The 2,127-nt window shown below is 50.6% G+C and carries 2 protein-coding genes; both read right to left on the bottom strand.

All coding sequences use genetic code 11. The features are described 5' to 3' along the window. Positions 1–69 precede the first annotated feature (69 nt). Positions 70–1,680, bottom strand: a complete 1,611-nt coding sequence (tnpC, locus tag BR86_RS0113600) for an IS66 family transposase (RefSeq protein ID WP_031474784.1) — start codon at positions 1,678–1,680, stop codon at positions 70–72. 276 nt (positions 1,681–1,956) lie between these two features. Then, positions 1,957–2,127, bottom strand: a 171-nt coding sequence (gene tnpB, locus BR86_RS16710; protein ID WP_031474782.1) for an IS66 family insertion sequence element accessory protein TnpB, incomplete at its 5' end; no start/stop codon positions are given.

The raw sequence follows: 2,127 nt of genomic DNA, 5'->3' as shown, positions 1-2,127 counted from the left end.
GTAAACGGTAAATAGTGGGTGCTTGGTTAACAGTAAGCCATCCCACTTAGGGATGGCTGAAACAGTCTTTTACTTCGATTGTCTGCATTCTATCGGCAGTTTATCTGACCACGGAAGAAGATCTTCCAGATAGGAATTATCTTCGAACTCACCATGCTCGGGGATCTGCTCCAACAGATATTTGAAATACTCATAGGGTTTAAGGTTATTCGCTTTGGCTGTTTCCACCAGGCTGTATAGGACAGCGCTGGCTTTCGCTCCACTGATGGTATCGATCATGACCCAGTTCTTCTTGCCAATGCAGAATCCGCGGATCGTTCTCTCAGCAGCATTGTTATCCATCGGTACTTCACCGTCATCCAGGAAGACTTTCAGATATTTTTCCTGATTGATGGAATAGTTCAGTCCATTCCAGGTCTTACTGTTTTTCAACACCTTACCGATGTTCTGCTTTGCCCATGCGAAATAAGCCTCCACCTTTGGGCGAAGGAGCAGTTCCCGCTGCTTCTGGCGTTCTTGAGCCGGCAGATCCGCAAGCATCTTCTCTTCGTGGAAGATCGACTGGATCTGTCTTAGTGCCAGGTACGCGATACTGTCTTTCTGCTGGTCCTTTGGCATTGCCTTGACCGCTTCATCGAAACGCCTCCTGGCATGCGCCCAGCACCCTGCGATCCTCAGGTCTTCACGTTCCGCTTCCAGCGTGTGGTAGACCTGGTATCCATCCGTAATGCAGATCCCGTGGAATCCTTTCAGGAACTCCCTCGGGTGGCTTGCGTTCCGGGTCTTCTGGTATTCGTACAGCACGATCGGGTTCTCGAGATAAGAGGCCCCGGTACGGTAAACCCACATGTAACTCTTTGACCCGGGATCCCTGCCGTCCTTTGTGACGAGCACAGGCGTTTCGTCTGCCTGCAGTACATGGTACTCATAGATCTTCTCATGCAGGTAGTCATAAAGCAGGCTCAGATACTGATTGGAGCAATTGATCATCCAGTGCGCCATGTCCTGCCTGGAGATGTTGATGCCCCGCCTCTTGAAGTCCTGCTCGATCCGGTACAGCGGAAGCGCATTGTCATACTTCTTGTCAATAACCGCTGCTGTGATGGACGGTGACGCAAGGCTGTTGCGGAACAGGTAAGAGGGATGTTTCGCTTTGAGTTTTGTCTTGCTGGCGAGGCCTTCATATACTGCTACGTGATGTTCTTCCACTTTGATCTCTGAGGGAACGTAATGATACCTGCGGTAGATCTCATCCGGAAGCCGTCTCCAGCCTTCCGCGCCGAAGGCTGACTGAAGATCCTCTTCGGACATGGTGTGTTCAACAGGAATAACGGGAAGACCTTGAAGATCCTCTTCGCGTTTTCCTTTTCGTTTACCTGGACGTTTCTTTGCAGGAACTTCTTCCGGCTCTGATGCAGCATCCTGATCAACAATGGCTTCAGCATCGTTGAGGAGATAGATAAGTTCGCCATTCGCGTTGTAGAAGGTCATCTGTCCCGGGATATCCATTCGTTCAGTGGAACGTCCAAACCGCCGGCGGTTACTGTCCGCCAGCTGCTCAAGGATCTTCTGGAGTTTTTCGTCCATCTCCGCGAGTCGTTGCTGTTGGGAGAGAAGAAGCTGGATCAACAGATCCTTATCCAGCCTTTCGAGCTGTTCTTTGGTAAACCCGGTCTGCATGTGCTGCCTCCTGTATCAACTGTATCTATTATACAGGAAACGGCGGTTTTAAGCGAATTTACGTTCTTTCCGGCACCGTCATTTTGCCCATGCTCCAGACACCGCATGTGGGTGCTGCACAGACATTCGTATACTGTTTTCAAAGAACAAAAAAGGTTGCCTACAGGGGCTCATGGAACTATACAGTTACCTTAGAAAGGCCCCTGGGAGATGCATCTGGCCGGCATCTGAGGAGTGTTGACAGCTCTGAAAAAGTTCTCTGTTTTACACAACAGATCAGAGCAGTTCCTGCGGCCTGCTTTCCCGGATCGGGTGTTTAGGGACGATTTCAAGCCCCTGCATAAGCATCCGGTACTGCTCCTGTGTGATGGCAAGAGCCTCCGGATCGGATCGCGGCCAGCTGAAGGATCCGGTCTGCAGCCTTTTGTACAAAAGAAGGAAACCGTC

The sequence above is a fragment of the [Clostridium] aminophilum DSM 10710 genome (assembly GCF_000711825.1).
In the GTDB taxonomy this organism is placed as follows: Bacteria; Bacillota; Clostridia; order Lachnospirales; family Lachnospiraceae; genus Clostridium_R; species Clostridium_R aminophilum.
This window is presented reverse-complemented; position numbering and strand designations above follow the sequence as displayed.